A 16,657-nucleotide genomic window follows, 5' to 3' on the forward strand; every position below is an offset into this window, starting at 1 on the left:
TATGTCACTTGGCCGGAGGTGGATGCAACCGTGTGTCGAGCGCAAACGCCTCCTGGGTCTTCATGGCGTATGCCCCTCTGGCGAGGCTCGCGTCGAAGATCAGGTTCCAGCTATGCTGCGATACGGCGCTCGGAATCACAACGAACCGGTGCCGTTGCAGAAGATCGTCGCCAAACGCCTGTTGCCCGGAGCTCGGAATGCCCGGGCGCAACCAGTTGGGGTTGGGCACGGCGGCGGGGTCGACGATATGCACATCCGCGACATCGCTGACGATTGCTGCCGTCATGACATGCGCAATCGTGTCGAGCGCCCTGAAGCCCTTATGGACCGCAACCTCGAGGATCGCAGTCGACGGATCGATCGAGCAGTAGACGGCGCGCACGCCCTTGCTGTTCCAGCGTCCGCCCACCCTGTATGCGCCCTCGCCACTATCCCATGTAGGCGCAAACGCGGCTTGATCGAGGCGCCATCCGATGAGGTCGGAGCCACCAAGCGCCGCCGGCAGCGGCGTCATGCATAAACGCCATATTCAAGCCGTTCCAGATAGTCTTCTACAAGCTCGATCCCCGCCGGCGTCGCCAGAAGGTCGATTGGACGACGCTGGTCGAGCCCAATCGCCGGGCGCTCCAGCCATTGCTCTGCCTCCGCCTGCGAACCGAACACGTCGGTCGCTTTCGACAGGATCTCCGCGAACTTCCAGGTTCGTCCGCTCTGGTCCTGACTGAGAGGCTTGGACGGAGCATCCTTGCGGCGCTGGTAGGTGCGCAGGCTCATGCCGACGGCCTTCTCCAGCGAATCGGTCTTCTGGATGAAGACGAGTTGCCCGATAAGATGGTCCAGCGCTGAAGCCGGCAGGCCGTGCAGAAGCAACTCGTGGGCATCCAAAGCGCTGCTGAGGCGCCTTGCCAGAATGCGGCTGCCGCCTAGCAATTTCGCCACCTTCTGAAGTTCATTGTTTTTTGCTGCTGGCGCAGCCTTTTCCAATGCCCTCGCCACGGCGAGCCCTCTTCGCGTCATCTGTCGCTTTAATATGTGACAGATGACGCAGAGCCTTTCAAGCACGACAGGATCGAGAGCAGGGCAATCGCTTCGAGAGAAAAGATAGCCTACTCGGGCCAGATGGCAGTCCAAGGTCGGCACTGAAGCGATTGCCCTGGAATCGAGCGCGAGCCGAATTTCACCTCGGCATGTGCGCCACGCGCTCCTCCTGAGCACTCCTCGAGAATTCGCGCCGGTACTGCGCCGGCGAGGTTCTGAGGCGCGCTGCGAAATGCTGGCGCAGCGAGGTAGCGCTGCCGAAGCCGGCCTCGAACGCAACCGTGTCCATCGATTTTTCCGTTGCTTCCAGCAGCCGTTGCGCCAGCTGGACGCGCTGGTCGGTCAGCCAGTCACCGAAACTGGTGCCGATCGTTTTCTGGAAACGGCGCGTGAACGTCCGGCGGGTGAGGCCGGCGTGACCGGCAACGCTGTCCAAACTGTGCGGCCCACCCAGGGTTTTGCGCACCGCTTCGAGAGCCTGGGTGAAGCGGTCCGCATTGCCGGTCCTGGCGATGGGACGTTCGATGAATTGCGCCTGCCCGCCCTGCCTGTGCGGAGAAAGCACGATCTGCCGGGCAAGGCGAAGCGCCGCCTCCGCGCCGTAACGAGCCCGTACGACGTGCAGGCAGCAGTCGAGCCCGGCGGCGACGCCGGCGGATGTCACGACATCGCCATTGTCGATGTAGAGCACTTCCGGTTCGACGAGAATGTCGGGATAGAGTTCCTGCAGCTGATCCGCGTAGGCCCAGTGCGTCGCCGCTCGCCGCCCCGAAAGCAGTCCGGTCGCCGCAACAGCGAACGTTCCCAAGCACAGTCCGACGATCAGCGCGCCGCGCTCGTGCGCGCCAAGCAACGCGTCGATCAATGCGGCTGGAGGCGAGCTCCCGAGATCCTTCCAGCTTGGCACGATGACGATGTCGGCGTCATTGAGCGCGGAAAGCCCGTGCGGGACGCTGATGGTCAGCCCGGCATCGGTGCGGATCGGCCCGTCCTCAATCGCGCAGACCCGGAAGTCGAAGCGCGGCAGGCCGAGCTCCGTGCGATCAGCGCCGAACACGAGACACGGCACGGAGAGATGAAACGGGCTGATGCCATCGAAGGCGATGGCGGCAACGGCAGGATCGGTCATGGGAGCTCCAGCAACGGGTGAGGCCGATTGTCCCAATTCTTTCGAATAATGTCAATCGGGACACTTTTTGCAATCCGGTGCCGAGCTTATCGTCCACCCATCAATGTCCAACGGGAAAGGAAAACCCCATGTCGCAACCAGCCAAAGGCAAAGCTCCGCGCCGCGCCCTCATCGTCATCGATGTTCAAAACGACTATGATGGCGGCAACCTCGCCATCCAGCATCCGCCCTTCCGCGACAGCGTCGTCAATGTCGCGCGAGCGATGGACGCGGCCACCGAGGCAGGCGTCAAGGTGGTGGTCATCAAACAGTTGGCGCCGGAAACCTCACCGGTCTTCGCCAAGGGCAGCCATGGCGCCGAGTTGCACCCGGAAATCGCCAGGCGAGACCGCGACCACTACATCGAAAAGAACTTGCCCAGCGCCTTCACCGGCACGGACCTCGAGGAGTGGCTGCGCGCCAACTCTATCGATACGATCACAGTCATCGGCTACATGACTCACAATTGCGACCTGTCGACGGTCATCCACGCCGTGCATACGGGCTTCGAGGTCGAGTTCCTGTCGGACGCAACGGGGTCGTTGCCGTACGCCAACAGCGCCGGTTACGCTTCGGGGGAGGAAATCCATCGCGTCGTGACGATCATCCTGCAGTCGCGCTTCGCGGCCGTTCTCAAAACCGCCGAGTGGATCGATTGCCTGAAGACCGGCGTGGTACCCCAGCACGACACACCCTATGCCTCCAACCAGCGCGCGCTGGCGCGAAGCGCGGCGTAGGAGACTGTCGCGAACAGGCAGAAGGACGCCGCAGCGTTGCGGCGCCCTTTGCCGTTCAAGCGTTGATTATCCCTAAAACAGGCCTTCGATCTGGCCCATTTCGTTCAGGAAAATCTTTTCCGAGGATGGCGCTTTGGGCAGGCCGGGCATGGTCATCACCTCGCCGCAGATGATGACGACGAAGCCGGCGCCGGCAGACAGCCTGACCTCGCGCACCGGCACGGTGTGGCCGGTCGGCGCGCCGCGCAGATTCGGATCGGTGGAGAAGGAATATTGCGTCTTGGCCATGCAGACCGGCAAATGACCGTAGCCGGCGTGCTCCCAGGCGTGGAGCTGGTCGCGCACCGATTTGTCGGCGATCGCTTCGGAACCGCGATAGATGCGCTGGACGATGGTGTTGATCTTCTCGAACAGCGGCATGGCGTCGGGATACAGCGGGGCAAATTGCGACGCGCCGGATTCGGCCAACGCCACGACTCTTTTGGCCAGTTCCTCGATACCGGCCGATCCCTGGGCCCAGTGCTTGCACAGGATCGCCTCTTCGCCCATCGAGGCGACGTAGTCCTTCATCGCCTGGATCTCGGCCTCTGTGTCGGAGTAGAAATGGTTGATGGCGACCACAGCCGGCACACCGAACTGGCGGATGTTCTCGATGTGGCGGCCGAGATTCGCACATCCCTTCTTGACCGCCTCGACGTTCTCCTTGCCGAGGTCCTCCTTCTTGACGCCGCCATTCATCTTCATGGCGCGAACCGTGGCGACGATGACCGCCGCGGCGGGCCTCAGGCCGGCCTTGCGGCATTTGATGTCGAAGAACTTTTCGGCACCGAGATCGGCGCCGAAACCGGCTTCGGTGACGACGTAGTCGGCAAGCTTCAGCGCCGTCGTCGTGGCAACGACTGAGTTGCAGCCATGCGCGATGTTGGCGAAGGGGCCGCCATGGACGAAAGCCGGGTTGTTCTCCAGCGTCTGCACGAGATTGGGCTGCATGGCGTCCTTCAAGAGTACGGCCATCGCACCGTCGGCCTTGAGGTCGCGCGCATAGACGGCCGACTTGTCGCGGCGATAGGCGACGATGATGTCGCCGAGGCGCCTTTCCAGGTCCTTCAGGTCGGTCGACAGGCACAGGATGGCCATGACTTCCGAGGCGACTGTGATGTCGAAACCGGCCTCGCGCGGGAAACCGTTGGCGACGCCGCCGAGCGAACAGATGATCTCGCGCAGCGACCGGTCGTTCATGTCCATGACGCGGCGCCAGACGACGCGGCGGGTATCGATGCCGAGCTCGTTGCCCCAGTAGATGTGGTTGTCGATCAGCGCCGACAGCAGATTATGGGCGGTGGTGATGGCGTGGAAATCGCCGGTGAAGTGGAGGTTCATGTCCTCCATCGGCACAACCTGCGCGTAGCCACCGCCGGCGGCACCGCCCTTGACGCCGAAATTCGGTCCGAGTGAAGCCTCACGGATGCAGACGATGGCCTTCTTGCCGATGCGGTTGAGGCCATCGCCCAAGCCCACCGTCGTCGTCGTCTTGCCTTCGCCGGCCGGTGTCGGGTTGATGGCGGTGACGAGGATCAGCTTGCCATCCTTGTTGCCCTTCACCGACTTGATGAACTCGGCCGAGATCTTCGCCTTGTCGTGGCCGTAGGGCAGAAGATGTTCGCTCGGAATGCCGATCTTCTGGCCGATCTCCTGGATCTGCTTCTTCCTGGCGCCGCGCGCGATCTCGATGTCGGACTTCACTTCGGCCATGGACGACTTCCCTCTGAATTGGACGGATTTGACTAGTGTGGTCGCAAGAATAGCCCGGCATTGCAGGCGCGGGCATGTTCTACCCCTGTCGCTGCCGCGGCGTCAACTTTCATGCAACTATGTTTCCTACGAAGAAAATGCCTCTGCGGCCGGCTGCCCTGCCACAGGTTCTTTTCGCGCCGGTTGCCGCGCCGTATAGAAGCCAGAGCAGGCGCGGTTCCGCCGTCTCAAAACAGCCGCGTAATACGCGAAAAGCGACAGAAGCAACGGCGCAAATTCACCAGCGCCGGCTGTGCGGGACGATCCGCTACTGCGTCAGCACGTTGCTGATCTCGACCATGTTCGAGCGCACCCTGAGTATGTAAAAACCCATCGTCGTCAGATGTGTCGGCAACAGCCAGCCGTCCTCGCGGCCATTGGCGATGATGAAGGGCTGGATGCGCAGTGCCGAGACGAACTGCGCGTCCATCGTATCCCACAGGTTCTGCAGGTGCTTTTCCTTGATGACGTCCTCGAAGTCGGCCTGTGCGCCCTTCATCAGCCCGTAATAGGCATAGAGCTGGCCATAGGCGAACCAGAAGCGGTCGTCGGCGCGAGTGTCGAACCAGCCATTATTGTGGTTTTCGGCACGCTCCTTGAGGATCGCCGAGGTCGAACCGATGTCGGACGAGATGCGGTCGATATACTGCTTGAGATTGTCAGCGCGGGCATCGAACGTCGCCTGGCAGGCTGCGAGGCGGGCGTTGAAGGAACGCAGCTTGCGCACCGCGTCGCGATAGTAGCTCGGCGTCGGCGTCTTGGGGCCGAACGGGTTCAAGCCGAAATACCAGGTTTCCTCGTCGAACTGCAGATTGCCGCGGGCATCCTGCAGGTCGGCGTCGATCTGCGAGGTGGTGCGGACGCGGCCGAGATTATCGGCAAGCTCGGTCGCCGTGCGCCGCACCGCCTGGTTGATGCCGCGCTGGAACGAAGCCTTGTTGTCCATGAACGGCGTGTGATCCCAGTCGATGCCGAACAGGCCGAGCTTGTAAAGAATCATCGACGACACCCAGGCATTCTGGTTGACGTTGAAGTCGGTCAGGTCGGCCGCAACCTGGGCAATGGCTGAATTTCCGCAGGTCTTGGCCGTGTCGGTGCCGGCGCCGGCGGAAACCTGTTCACCGGCGGAGCTGTTGCGTTTTTCGAACGTGTATTTGTCGACGTAATTCGGGTCGAAATTGTTCCACCACTGGGTGGCGTAGAAGAAGTTGACATAGAGACCGATCAGCACGAGCACAGCCAGGCCGAGCACCGCCTTCAGGATCCAGCCGCGTTGCGTGTACCAGCGCCCCGCCCACAGGAACGGCCACAGGATCGCGCCGATGAGCAGGCCGATGCCGCGGCCAATCCACTGGAAAATCCGGGTGAAGAAACTCACGATCGGATCAAGCATGGCGATGTCACCCCTCAGTCAGTCAAGCCGTAGAGGCGTGTGCGAAACGCCACCTTGTCCTTCAGATATGTGGTTTTCAGAACGTCCACAACATGCGATCGCCAGGCGTCGCTGAAGCCCTCATAGTCCCTGTAGAAGCCCGGCTTGTTGAAGACGTAACGCGAAACGAAGTCCTGCGGCACGAAGTCCGAGATCAGCTGGTTGGTCAGCCAGGCGTCGGCATGGTCCGGCTTGGCGCGGATGACCAGGAAGCGCTGCTGCGGGAACACGTCCTCGATCTTGAGATGGCCGAGCTGGGCGATCTCGCGCTTGGCGGCGTTGAGGAAGGGAAAATTGCCGTCCCTGGTGATCAGATCGGTATGGCCGTGGATCCAGGTCTGCAGCCAGACCTTGTCGACGTCGGTCAGATTGCGGTCGGGATCGGCGTCGCGGATCAGCGCGCGCACCACCATTTCGGCGCGATGCTCGAGATAACCGGAGGTTTCGATCCATGAGGCGCGCGGCAGCTCGATGCGGCCGGTCGAGGCGAGGAACTTGAACACCTTGTCGGCATCGTGGATCGAAAGGTAACTCACCTGCCACGGCCGCGAGCGGCGGAAACCGGGCGCTGCGGGGTCGCTGATCACCGTCGTCACGTCGGGATCGACGAACACATAGAGCCCGCCGAAATGGCTGGTCCAATAGGCATTGTGACGGAAGATCACCTGGTCCGGCACCAGCGCATTCTCGCGGATGTCGCCGCAGACCTTCGCCAGCTCGACCATGTGGGCCAGCATGGCGTTGTCGCGCCAGGCATCCGGCTCCTGCTTCAGCCGGTCGACCAGCTTGCCGAGCTCGGCGGCCTTGCCGAGCACATCCTCGGCCGACAGCACCTTGAACTCGACCTGGTTGATCGACAGCAGGTCCTCGATGTCGTCGACCTTGGGGACCGAATCCTCGATCTCGCCGTAGATGACGTCCTTGATCGTCAGCGCATCGATGGCGCGCTGGTTCTTGGACATGAACTCGTACATCAGCAGCGAGGTGTTGGAGAACGCCGTGTGCACCACCGGCAGGTCGATCTGCGACGGCGTCAGGATGATGAAGCGGCGGTTGACCTCGTTCGGATCGAGGTAGCTGTAGTCGCCGCATTCCTCGGCGACCTGCGGCGAGAAGCCAGTGCGGTCGATCTCGAAGCTTCTCAACTTGGTCGGCTTCAAGCCGAACGCGACCATCGCCTTGTTGTAGCGCTGGATCAGGTGCGGCTCGTCGATCGTCAGCAGCCGGCCGTAGATCAGCTCGTTGTCGCGCAACAGATCGGGTTTCTTGGCCATTATTCCTTCTCCGCGTTCACGGGGAGACGGTGCCCGAAGGGCGGATGAGGGGCGCGAACGCTCCTTCTCCCCTTGTGGGAGAAGGTGGCCGAGCGAAGCTCGGTCGGATGAGGGGTGTTCCAGCTTGACGAATACCCCTCATCCGTCGCCTTCGACGCCACCTTCTCCCACAAGGGGAGAAGGTGGCGTCGGCGCATCTCACGCATTCCACAGCCCCTTTTTCTTCAACCCCTCGATCTCGCGGACGGCACGCTCCCGCAGACGGGTGTCGCGGATCATCTTGGTCACCGCCGCATCATCGGACTTGTCGGAATAGCGGAATTCGGAATCCGCATAGCGGTTGATCTCCTGCATGACCATGTCCATCGAGAATGGCCCGCGCAGCTCCTCGATCATCGCTTTCTTGTCGTCGTAACCCTTGTGCATGAAGGCTTCCGGCTTTTCGAACCACTCGTCCGGCAATTCGATGTCCATGGCGCGCATCTTGATGGCATCGGTAACGTTCTTGATGGCGCGGCCGGTAAAGCGCGGCTCGGCATCCTTGATCAAGTGCAGATAGGTGCCGATGTCAGCCATCGTCTTCGGCGCGCCGTTTTCCTTCATGTAGCGCTCATAGACCTTTATCAGCCCGTCTTCCTGCGGCTTTTCATGCTCCTCGTAGGCTTCCATCACCGCGCGCTGGATTTCCTGGGCAGCGTAGAGCTTGTGCTCGCCGAGCGGGATCTTGTGGTTCTTGCCGGCGAGCAGAACGAAGATGTCGATGTAGTCGTCGCGGCTCTGCGGGCCATCGACCAGCCAGCGCGCGCCGGCGCGCTGGCGCAATGCGTCGTCGACGTTCTCGGGATAGTTGGAAAACATGCCGAACGAGCAATTGCCGCGCACCACGGTCGCCGCACCTCCAAAGGCGTCCATCAGGACGCCGGTGATTTCCTGCTGGCCGGCCGAGGCGCGGTCGTCGGACCGGCGTGCCGCCACCTGGTCGATATCGTCGATGGTGCCGAAGCCGATGACGCGCGGGTTCAGCACATTGTTGATGAACTGTCGGCAGTTCTGGCCCGACTTGCCCTGGTAGGAGGAGATCTGGTCGACGCCGAAATTCTCGTAAGCGAAGGGATAGCCGGCGACCTGGCAATAACCATTGAGAAGACCGGCGATCATCTGGATCAAGGTTGTCTTGCCGGTGCCGGGCGCGCCATCGCCGATAAAGGTGAACAGGAAGCCGCCGAGCTCGACGAACGGGTTCAGCTCGCGCTCGAAGTCGTAGGCCATCAGCATCTTGGCAAGCTTGACTGACTGGTATTTGGCGATGTGGTTGCCGACGACCTCTTCCGGTTTTTTGAAGGTCATCACCAGCGGCTTTGCCCGCTTACCCGGCGCGACGTCGAAGCCGTCAAGGGTAAAATCGTCGACGTCGATGCGGATATGCGCGTTCTCGAACGGACCGATGCCGTCGAAGCGGCCCTTTCGCGCCAACAGCCCGTCGATGGCGACGCGGGCAAAGGCGCGGGCGCGGGTCATCAGGTCGGCATCGTCCTTCGAACCTGCTATCGCCCTGTCGAGCCCGGCCACGATCGACTTCACCGCATCCTGTGGCGTGTCGAACAGAAAGTCCGGCTCGGGCGTGTCGTTCGGCGCCTCGCCGTCGCTGTCGATCAGCTGGAACAAATAGGAGGCAAGGCTGAAGGCGGAGATGTAGGCAGAGGCCGACAGCAGCTTCTTGAAGGTGGCAGCTTCATCGCCTTCGAGCGGCGAGCGGGCGTTTTTCGCCTGCAGACTTTCGAGGTCCGAGCCCTCGGCGAAGACATCCGATATGGCCAGCGCTATCGCTGTGCCGCGCCGGGCGCGAAACAACAGCGTGTGCTGCGGGATGGTCAGCAACTGGTCGTCGGAATGGACGGCGGCGACGGTTTTGGAGAGCTCGACCTCGCGCGTGCGGCGCACCGAGCCGACCGAGACGGTAGAGACGAAGCGGCGGTTGGTGCCGGCAAGCGCGGTGCCGGACTCGCGCGATGGGTCCTCCAGCACGACGATGCGAGTGATGAAACTTTGCGCAGTGGCACGGTGCTTTTCAATTGCCGCTTCCGGGATGGTGGTCAGGCCGGTGTCCATGGAGGATGCTCCGCGATTTGACGGTCAGACGTCGCTGATGACCTGCCCTTTGGACAGGATGTGGACCTTGTAGCCCGAAAAGATCTTCTGCGCCTCGCCGGCGGCATAGAGCGCCTGATAGGCCTCGTGCGGAATCAGCGCATGGTTCTCATAGCTCGACACGCCTTGCCGCGCGGCCTCGAGATCGTCGGTATTGATGAAGAATTCCTGTGTCGTCTTTTCGCTCGAAAACAGCCCCTTGCGGCCTGGCTTTTCGGCCTTGGAAAAGACCTCCTGGATGGTCCAGGTCAGCAGCCAGGCGTTTTCCGGCTTGCGCACCTTGGCCAGCACTTCGCTCACCGTCGAATTGTTGTCGGTAATCCCTGCAGAATAGAACGGGCCGAGCACGACGCGACGCAGTTGCTTGGGATGCAGCGGCTCGAAATCCTTGTCGAGGTTGACCGCGATGGTCGCCGGCGACAGCGCGTAGGCGGAATTCTTTTCGGTGAAATCGTCGAAACGGTGGGCAAGCTCGGGATTGAGCAAGCCGTCGACCGGCAGCGGAATGTCGATCCTCTCATTAAGTTTGCCGCTGGAGTCGACAAGCTGCCGGATCATGTCGTCCGAGGAATCCTCGACCGTCACCATATAGACAAGCGGCAGGTTGGCGCTGCCGTCGAAGCAGGCCCAGTGGACCAGATAATAGGGGCGCAACGTCTTCGGATTGACCGACACCTTGACCGTCTGGGCCAGCGTGAACGGGCCGAAGGTAGTCTCGCTCTTGACGTCCTCGAGGTAAAGCCGCTCGGCCATCGACTTCTGCAGTGCTTCGGGAAATTCCTTGTGGCGCAGGATGAAGTCCGCCATTTCCTCGCGCAGCTCATCGGCCAGCGGAAGGTTGGCGAGTCGCGCATCGGCCTGGAGCCGGTCGTTCTCCAACTCGAGCAGGTTCTGGAAGACCGGAAAACCGCTTTCGGCGCGCGAGATGCGGAACGTCTCGGTGAAGCCCAGCCGGTTGCGCCAGCACGAGAACGACTTGTCGAGCCGCGCAATATATTCGGCGACGACCTTGGCGACGATGCCGTGCCGGTAGAGCGGCGAGCGATCGTCGCGCATGAACACTTCGAGGCCGCCAAGTGCCGCCGCGATCGCCGAGAAATAACGCGCCGCAGCTTCGTTTTCGGGGGTCATGCTGCCAGCCCTTGGGAGCAGTGCACGTGCAGCAATTACGACTGCACGTAATTTGCCGAATTGTGCTTCTTCATCACATCGTCGAAGCGGCGGGCGAAGGCATCGTCGGCGAGCTTCTTGCGGCGCTGGATGTCGGCGGTGGCGACCATGTTTTTCTCGTGCATTTCAAGCAGATCGCCGATGTGCTTTTGCGAGGCGGCACCAATGCCGGCCATGGTCTCTTCGGCGGTATTGTCGACCTGGCTGCCCAGCGTATTGATCTTGTGGGCGACATCCTGTTGGGCGGCGGTCTTCAGCGAATCTTCCAGCGCCTTGTACAGAACGATGCGCTGCTCGGTATCGATGGTCAGTTTGTTGATCAGCGTCGATTGCGCCGCGATCTGGTTGTTGAGGGAATCGACGAAGGTCTGGAACATCGAGGTGTAGCGCTCCAGCGTCTGGCTTTCGGCCAGCAATTCCTGCTCCTTGGCCTGCTTCTCGTTGTATTCCGTGGCTAGTTTCGAGCGTTCGCCTTCCAGCTGGGTGCGCTCCTTCTGGCTGGTCGAGGCGGCGATCTTGTTCTCGATGTCGAGCAGCATCGGGTTGAGTTCTTCGATGCGTTTCTGCACGGTCTCGAGATTGGACATGGTGGTCTTGCGGCGCTCGATCACCTGCGACAGGCTGGCCTCGGAGGTCTTGTAGCGCGTGTCGAGAACCTGCTTCTGCGCCTTGAGGATGCCGACGATGGTGTCGGATTTCGCCAGCAGCTCCTGCAGATTGCCGGCCAGCGACATGTTGCGGACGCGGTCGGTGCGCAGGCGCTGCTTGCGCTGGCTGGAGAAGACACCGACGAAATTTTCCCAGCCGGTGTAGTTCTTCATGCTCTCGAATTCGGCGCCGAAGACGTTGGTGGCGTCCTCGAGGCCGATAATCAGGTCGGCGATATTGCCTTCCATCACCTTCTGCTGCTTCAGCACGTCCTCGATGCGGGCATTCTCGATGTCGAAATTGGCGTCGCCGATCTTCTTGTCGGCGGTGGCGAGCGTGTCGAGCACAGTACCGGACTGCTCGATCTTGGTGCGCATGTCCTCAACGACCTGCTTGGTCTTGGCAATCTCGGCGTCGAAATTCTGCAATGTCGCCATTGGGGCCTCCCGCTTCGGCATCGGTTTCGTTTCGCAAACCGCCGCGAATATATGTGCCGGGTTTGGCGAATGAAAGACGGAAGACATGGGATTACAGGAAAACAAAAGAATTTCAGGAGGCCGACCGCAGGATAGTCAGGCAATGATTACGGTGTAACTGCCGTCCAATCAGACACCGCTTCAACCGCGGCTGGACTTTAGGTCGGGAGCGACGCTCAGGGCTTGGGATCGGCCTTGAGGTAGGCGATGACATTGGCGATGTCGTCGTCGCTGGTCAGGCCGGAGAAGGCCATTTTGTTGCCGGGGACCTTCTGCCGCGGCGCGCGCAGGTATTCGGCGAGGTTTGCTTCGTCCCAGACCAGGCCGGCGGCGCCGGCGTCCTTCATCCCCTGCGAGTAGCGGCTGAGATAACTGTCCGCGGTGCCGGCGCTGCGGCCGACGACACCCAGCAGATGCGGGCCGACCTTGTCGTGGTCGCTCGTGGCCTCATGACAGGCCATGCATCTGTTGAAGACTTTCTTGCCGAGAGCGGCATCGCCGTCGGCATGCGCGGCAAGAGCGCCGGCGATGAGGAAAGCAGTTGCAGATGAGATGGCTCGAAGCATGGGAACTCCCCGACGGCTCTGGCTGAGAGGTTCTGAAATAGCAAGCAGGCCTTAAATAAGCGCCGCACGATGGCGCGATTGGCGAACGAATGTCGGCCGGGAGGTCGGATGAAGGCAATAGCGCTAGTCAGGTTCTGGTGAAGCCGATGAAATCGTCGGGCACGGCGCGGCCCATTTCCTCTTCCCAATGGCGGCGGCAGAGCGAGACATAGACATCCTTGCCGATCGCCACCTGTTCGCCCTGTTTCGCCACCTTGCCGTCGGCGCCGAGGCGCACCACCATCGTCGCCTTGCGGCCGCAACGGCAGATGGTGCGCACCTCGCGCAGGTCGTCGGCGATTGCCAGCAGGGTGCGCGATCCGGAAAACAGCTTGCCTTGGAAATCGGTGCGCAGGCCGTAGCACATGACCGGGATGTTCAGCCGGTCGGCGATGCGGGCGAGTTGCCAGACTTGCTCCTCTTCGAGGAACTGCGCCTCATCGACGAAGACGCAATGGACCGTGGCGTGGTCGTGATGCTCGGCGACCCGGGCGAACAGGTCGTCGCCGTCGCGGAACATCTCGGCTTCCGTCTCCAGGCCGATGCGCGACGAGATCAGCCCGGTATCGCCCTTGCGGTAGTGGCCGGCGATGAACAGCATCGTCGTCATGCCGCGCTCGCGGTAATTGTACGAGGCCTGCAACAGCATCGTCGTCTTGCCGGCATTCATCGTCGCATAATGGAAGTACAGCTTGGCCATGCCGTCCTTTTAAGCCGAGTTGCAACAAAGCGGGGAGGGGGAGCGCCTACATTCCACCGGGAAAAGACGACTTCCATCCGGAAAGCGGCGGGCGTGTCGCTGATCGGCCAGCCTGCGCCGTTGTTCGTGATTGCCTTAGTGCTTGAAACCGCAGCAGAATGATGTTTGGCTGACGGAACAAAGGCGGAGATAAAACCGTCGCGTCGCTTCACCGAGAACTGAAATGGGAGAATTTTCATGTCGCGTATGAGTTCATTCGTCGCCGGCCTCGGCCTGGCGGCTTTTCTATCCACGACTGGGGCCTTCGCCGGCGATCCGGAAAGCTGCAAGACGGTGCGGCTGTCCGATGTCGGCTGGACCGACATCCAGGCGACCACCGGCGTCGCCTCGGTGCTGCTCACGGCGCTGGGCTACGAGCCGCAGGTGATCCAGCTTTCGGTGCCGGTGACCTATGCGTCGCTGAAGAACAAAGACCTCGACGTGTTCCTCGGAAACTGGATGCCGTCGATGACCAACGACATCAAGGACTATGCCGCCGAAGGCTCGGTCGAGACCGTCAGCGAAAATCTCAGCGGTGCCGGCTACGGCATCGTCGTTCCGACCTATGTCGCCGATGCCGGTGTCAAGACGCTGACCGATCTCGGCAAGTTCAAGGACAAGTTTGACGGCAAGATCTACGGCATCGAGGCCGGCAATGACGGCAACCGCATCATCCTCGACATGATCAAGGATCCGAAGACCAATCTCGAAGGCTTCGAACTGGTCGAATCTTCCGAGGCCGGCATGCTCACCCAGGCCGAGCAGTCGATGAAGAACAATGAATGGATCGCCTTCCTCGGCTGGACGCCGCATCCGGTGATGGGCGCCATGAAGATCACCTATCTCGAGGGGATGGGCGATAGCGGCTTTGGTGCTGCCACCGTGCATACCAATGTACGCAAGGGCTACATGAGCGAATGCCCGAACGCCGGCAAGTTCATCGCCAATCTGAAGTTCAACCTGGACATGGAAGGCGAGATGATGGACGCGATCCTGAAGGGCGGCGATGCCAATACGGTCGCGACCGACTGGCTGAAGAAGCACCCGGACGCGGTCGCTCCCTGGATCGCCGGCGTCACCACCTTCGACGGCGGCGATGCGGCGGCTGCGGTGAAAACGGCGCTCGGAAGCTGACCCGACCATCTGGCATGACGAGACAAGGGGCAGCCACGGTAGAAATGGCTGCCCTTTTTCGTATCCTGTGACAAGATGACCGTCCGGCGAAGGACGGCGCCGGCAGAAGAGGGGCTAGATGGATCCGATCTCCAAATTCCTGGTCAGTTACAAGATTCCCATCGGGGCATGGGGGAAGGCGTTTTTCGGCTTTCTCACCGACAATTTCGACACCATCTTCAGGGCTTTTTCCAACAGCCTCAACTTCCTGCTCGACGGCATCGTCGACGGGCTGCTGTTGCTGCCGCCGGTTCTGCTGATCGCGCTGATCGCTCTGCTCGCCTATTTCCTGCAGCGCTCGAAAGGCCTGGCTTTGGCGGTATTCATCGGATTGCTGTTCATCCTCAACCAGAACCTGTGGAAGCAGACGGTGGAGACGCTGGTGCTGGTGGTCGCCGCCGCCGCCGTGTCGATGGCCATCGGCGTGCCGCTCGGCATCTGGGCCGCGCACAAGCCGAAGGTGTATCGCGTCATGCTGCCGGTGCTCGACCTGATGCAGACATTGCCGACCTTCGTCTACCTGATCCCGGTGCTGACCCTGTTCGGCCTCGGCAACGCGCCCGGCCTGATCGTCACCATCATCTTCGTCATCCCGACCTCGGTTCGGCTCACCCATCTCGGCGTCACCTCAGTGCCGAAATCGATCGTCGAGGCGGGCGAGGCGTTCGGCGCCACCAAGCGCCAGCTGCTGTGGAAGGTCGAGCTGCCTTCGGCGCTGCCGACCATCATGGCTGGGCTGACCCAGTCGATCATGCTGTCGCTGTCGATGGTGGTGTTCGCCGCCCTGATCGGCGCCGGCGGCCTCGGTACGGAAATCAACCGGGCGCTCGGTTCGCGCAGGATCGACCTCGGGCTTGAGGCAGGGCTGGCGATCGTCGTGCTCGCCATCGTGCTCGACCGGATGACGCGCATCGGCGTGGGAGGCAAGAAATGACCGTCGCCGTCGATTTCAGGAATGTCGACATCGTCTTCGGCGCCGACCAGGCCGGCTCGCTGGCGCTGATCGACAGCGGCGCCACCCGCGCCGAGATCCTCGAACAGACCGGCAACGTGCTGGGCTGCGCCGGCGCCAGCCTCACCGTGAACGAGGGCGAGATCTCGGTGCTGATGGGGCTTTCCGGCTCCGGCAAATCGACGCTGCTCAGAGCCGTCAACCGGCTGAACGTCGTCTCGCGCGGCCAGGTGCTGGTCAAGGACGGCGACGGTACGGTCGACGTCGTCACCTGCGACGAGGCGACGCTTCGGCGGCTGCGGCAGAAGCAGGTGGCGATGGTGTTCCAGCAGTTCGGCCTGCTGCCGTGGCGCACGGTGGAGGAGAATGTCGGCCTTGGCCTCGAGCTCGCCGGCGTACCCGAAGCCGAGCGCAAGGAGCGGGTGAACAGGCAACTGAAGCTGGTTCATCTCGACCAGTGGTCGAAGAAATATGCGCATGAGCTGTCCGGCGGCATGCAGCAGCGCGTCGGCCTGGCGCGCGCCTTTGCCACCGAGGCGCCGATCCTGCTCATGGACGAGCCGTTCTCGGCGCTCGATCCGCTGATCCGGACCAAGCTGCAGGACGAGTTGCTGCAGCTCCAGGCCGAGCTGAAGAAGACCATCATCTTCGTCAGCCACGACCTCGAGGAGGCGCTGAAGATCGGCACCCATATCACCATCATGGAAGGCGGGCGCATCGTGCAAACAGGCGCGCCGGAAGACATCGTGCTGCGGCCCGCCAACGACTATGTCCGCGACTTCATCGCCAATGTGAACCCGCTCTCGGTGCTGACCGCGTGGAACGTCATGCGCGACCGACGCGACCTCGAACATGGCGAGAACGGCTGGGTGTGGCTCGACCGGCGCAGGACGACACGTTTCAAGATCGACGAGCATGGGCTGGTGGCGGCGGCCGAGCGCGACGGCAAGCCGGCGGTCTGGGTGTCCTGCGCCGATGTCGAAGCCCAGCCGGAGGAGACGGCTCAGGTATTCTGGGCCAATCCCGGCACCTCGCTGAAGACCGTGATGCTGGCCATGCATCGCTCGCAGACCGCACCCGTCGCGCTATTCGACGAGCAGTCGCGCTTCGTCGGCGCCATCGGCGTCAGGGATGTGTTGAGCGCGGTGTTGCGAAGATAGTTTTTCTCCTTGGGGAGAGAACCAAGACCAAACGCCGAGTTCTGTCGCGCCCCCCTCTGTCCTGTCGGACATCTCTCCCACTTGGGGGGAGATCGGCGGCTTCGCGGACGGCTCTCACATTCCAACGTTTGTAATTGGCGAAATCG

At 61.9% G+C, this 16,657-nt stretch carries 15 protein-coding genes; 4 read left to right on the forward strand and 11 right to left on the reverse strand.

The genetic code is table 11. The annotated features are described in order from the left end of the window. Positions 1-4: 4 nt before the first annotated feature. The 3 genes from NKH04_RS10925 to NKH04_RS10935 form a co-directional block, all read right to left on the reverse strand. On the reverse strand, positions 5-514 hold the full coding sequence (locus tag NKH04_RS10925) for an RES family NAD+ phosphorylase (protein WP_352466798.1): 510 nt from the start codon (positions 512-514) through the stop codon (positions 5-7). Then, positions 511-1,017, reverse strand: coding sequence for a type II RES/Xre toxin-antitoxin system antitoxin (gene parS, locus NKH04_RS10930; RefSeq protein WP_352918107.1), 507 nt, complete (start codon positions 1,015-1,017; stop codon positions 511-513). The genes NKH04_RS10925 and parS overlap by 4 nt, the downstream gene beginning before the upstream one ends. Positions 1,018-1,177: 160 nt before the next feature. After that, entirely contained in the window at positions 1,178-2,167 is a 990-nt protein-coding gene (locus tag NKH04_RS10935) for a helix-turn-helix domain-containing protein (RefSeq protein WP_352918106.1), read from the reverse strand. Between the two features lie 128 nt (positions 2,168-2,295). Between NKH04_RS10935 and NKH04_RS10940 the strand changes: the two genes are divergently transcribed. Next, positions 2,296-2,943 (forward strand): cysteine hydrolase family protein, encoded by a 648-nt coding sequence (locus NKH04_RS10940; RefSeq protein WP_352918105.1) that lies wholly within the window; start codon positions 2,296-2,298, stop codon positions 2,941-2,943. Between the two features lie 72 nt (positions 2,944-3,015). Here NKH04_RS10940 and NKH04_RS10945 read toward each other — a convergent pair whose 3' ends face one another. The 8 genes from NKH04_RS10945 to NKH04_RS10980 all read right to left on the reverse strand — a co-directional run bounded on the left by NKH04_RS10945 (position 3,016) and on the right by NKH04_RS10980 (position 13,187). Further along, a complete protein-coding gene (locus NKH04_RS10945; RefSeq protein ID WP_352772531.1) occupies positions 3,016-4,695 on the reverse strand; it encodes a formate--tetrahydrofolate ligase in 1,680 nt (559 codons plus the stop codon). 307 nt (positions 4,696-5,002) lie between these two features. Further along, positions 5,003-6,127: a DUF2333 family protein gene (locus tag NKH04_RS10950; RefSeq protein ID WP_352450540.1), complete on the reverse strand. Its 1,125-nt coding sequence runs from the start codon at positions 6,125-6,127 to the stop codon at positions 5,003-5,005. A 14-nt stretch (positions 6,128-6,141) separates the two neighbouring features. Next, entirely contained in the window at positions 6,142-7,440 is a 1,299-nt protein-coding gene (locus tag NKH04_RS10955; RefSeq protein WP_352683898.1) for a DUF6638 family protein, read from the reverse strand. Positions 7,441-7,638: 198 nt separating this feature from the next. Continuing rightward, positions 7,639-9,549, reverse strand: coding sequence for an AAA family ATPase (locus NKH04_RS10960; RefSeq protein ID WP_352770900.1), 1,911 nt, complete (start codon positions 9,547-9,549; stop codon positions 7,639-7,641). Between the two features lie 24 nt (positions 9,550-9,573). Continuing rightward, on the reverse strand, positions 9,574-10,719 hold the full coding sequence (locus NKH04_RS10965; protein WP_352488971.1) for a hypothetical protein: 1,146 nt from the start codon (positions 10,717-10,719) through the stop codon (positions 9,574-9,576). A gap of 35 nt (positions 10,720-10,754) precedes the next feature. Next, positions 10,755-11,843: a hypothetical protein gene (locus tag NKH04_RS10970; RefSeq protein WP_352450536.1), complete on the reverse strand. Its 1,089-nt coding sequence runs from the start codon at positions 11,841-11,843 to the stop codon at positions 10,755-10,757. Between the two features lie 215 nt (positions 11,844-12,058). Continuing rightward, positions 12,059-12,448 (reverse strand): c-type cytochrome, encoded by a 390-nt coding sequence (locus NKH04_RS10975; RefSeq protein WP_352819908.1) that lies wholly within the window; start codon positions 12,446-12,448, stop codon positions 12,059-12,061. A 127-nt stretch (positions 12,449-12,575) separates the two neighbouring features. Further along, on the reverse strand, positions 12,576-13,187 hold the full coding sequence (locus tag NKH04_RS10980; protein ID WP_352680866.1) for a thymidine kinase: 612 nt from the start codon (positions 13,185-13,187) through the stop codon (positions 12,576-12,578). Between the two features lie 237 nt (positions 13,188-13,424). On the opposite strand from NKH04_RS10980, the gene NKH04_RS10985 reads away from it, so the two are divergent. The 3 genes from NKH04_RS10985 to choV all read left to right on the forward strand — a co-directional run bounded on the left by NKH04_RS10985 (position 13,425) and on the right by choV (position 16,511). Then, positions 13,425-14,360, forward strand: coding sequence for a choline ABC transporter substrate-binding protein (locus tag NKH04_RS10985; RefSeq protein WP_292660734.1), 936 nt, complete (start codon positions 13,425-13,427; stop codon positions 14,358-14,360). A 118-nt stretch (positions 14,361-14,478) separates the two neighbouring features. Continuing rightward, on the forward strand, positions 14,479-15,333 hold the full coding sequence (gene choW, locus NKH04_RS10990; RefSeq protein WP_254819158.1) for a choline ABC transporter permease subunit: 855 nt from the start codon (positions 14,479-14,481) through the stop codon (positions 15,331-15,333). After that, complete coding sequence (choV, locus tag NKH04_RS10995) at positions 15,330-16,511, forward strand: choline ABC transporter ATP-binding protein (protein ID WP_352450532.1); 1,182 nt, start codon at positions 15,330-15,332, stop codon at positions 16,509-16,511. The genes choW and choV overlap by 4 nt, the downstream gene beginning before the upstream one ends. Positions 16,512-16,657: the final 146 nt, after the last annotated feature.

The sequence above is a fragment of the Mesorhizobium sp. M1365 genome (genome assembly GCF_040317865.1).
Classification (GTDB): domain Bacteria; phylum Pseudomonadota; class Alphaproteobacteria; order Rhizobiales; family Rhizobiaceae; genus Mesorhizobium.

Excerpts from the sequence above, each read along its gene's own strand:
- NKH04_RS10925 (WP_352466798.1), bottom strand. The coding sequence starts at position 514 with ATGACGCCGCTGCCGGCGGCGCTTGGTGGCTCCGACCTCATCGGATGG.
- parS (WP_352918107.1), bottom strand. The coding sequence starts at position 1,017 with ATGACGCGAAGAGGGCTCGCCGTGGCGAGGGCATTGGAAAAGGCTGCG.
- NKH04_RS10935 (WP_352918106.1), bottom strand. The coding sequence starts at position 2,167 with ATGACCGATCCTGCCGTTGCCGCCATCGCCTTCGATGGCATCAGCCCG.
- NKH04_RS10940 (WP_352918105.1), top strand. The coding sequence starts at position 2,296 with ATGTCGCAACCAGCCAAAGGCAAAGCTCCGCGCCGCGCCCTCATCGTC.
- NKH04_RS10945 (WP_352772531.1), bottom strand. The coding sequence starts at position 4,695 with ATGGCCGAAGTGAAGTCCGACATCGAGATCGCGCGCGGCGCCAGGAAG.
- NKH04_RS10950 (WP_352450540.1), bottom strand. The coding sequence starts at position 6,127 with ATGCTTGATCCGATCGTGAGTTTCTTCACCCGGATTTTCCAGTGGATT.
- NKH04_RS10955 (WP_352683898.1), bottom strand. The coding sequence starts at position 7,440 with ATGGCCAAGAAACCCGATCTGTTGCGCGACAACGAGCTGATCTACGGC.
- NKH04_RS10960 (WP_352770900.1), bottom strand. The coding sequence starts at position 9,549 with ATGGACACCGGCCTGACCACCATCCCGGAAGCGGCAATTGAAAAGCAC.
- NKH04_RS10965 (WP_352488971.1), bottom strand. The coding sequence starts at position 10,719 with ATGACCCCCGAAAACGAAGCTGCGGCGCGTTATTTCTCGGCGATCGCG.
- NKH04_RS10970 (WP_352450536.1), bottom strand. The coding sequence starts at position 11,843 with ATGGCGACATTGCAGAATTTCGACGCCGAGATTGCCAAGACCAAGCAG.
- NKH04_RS10975 (WP_352819908.1), bottom strand. The coding sequence starts at position 12,448 with ATGCTTCGAGCCATCTCATCTGCAACTGCTTTCCTCATCGCCGGCGCT.
- NKH04_RS10980 (WP_352680866.1), bottom strand. The coding sequence starts at position 13,187 with ATGGCCAAGCTGTACTTCCATTATGCGACGATGAATGCCGGCAAGACG.
- NKH04_RS10985 (WP_292660734.1), top strand. The coding sequence starts at position 13,425 with ATGTCGCGTATGAGTTCATTCGTCGCCGGCCTCGGCCTGGCGGCTTTT.
- choW (WP_254819158.1), top strand. The coding sequence starts at position 14,479 with ATGGATCCGATCTCCAAATTCCTGGTCAGTTACAAGATTCCCATCGGG.
- choV (WP_352450532.1), top strand. The coding sequence starts at position 15,330 with ATGACCGTCGCCGTCGATTTCAGGAATGTCGACATCGTCTTCGGCGCC.